This window comes from Psychrobacter sp. 16-MNA-CIBAN-0192, assembly GCF_040309565.1.
GTDB lineage: Bacteria > Pseudomonadota > Gammaproteobacteria > Pseudomonadales > Moraxellaceae > Psychrobacter.
In genome coordinates, this window is sequence record NZ_JBEOOX010000156.1 from 1 (window position 1) to 280 (window position 280).

The 280-nt window shown below is 43.9% G+C and carries 1 protein-coding gene; it reads left to right on the forward strand.

What is annotated here, in order from left to right; all coding sequences use genetic code 11:
• Window positions 1–280 (forward strand): LytS/YhcK type 5TM receptor domain-containing protein (locus AAEY78_RS12725; RefSeq protein WP_352339691.1); only part of this gene is annotated, 280 nt, incomplete at both ends.

Here is a 280-nt window from a genome sequence, read left to right on the forward strand (position 1 = left end):
GCCACTATCCTCGCGGCTTGCTTTCGTATTTATCAGGGCGGAGCAGGTTTATACGTTGGCACATTGGTTATTTTCATCAGTTCTGCCATTGGTTTAGGCTGGCGATACTGGATGCAACATTCAAACAAACAACCCAATTGGCAAAACCTATTGGTTATGGGGATTGTGGTCGAGCTTGCCGTTTTATCGAGTTGGTTATTAATGCCTATAGCAGATAAATACGACATCATGCTTACCATTGGTCCTACATTACTCACCGTTTACACTTGTGGCACTATGC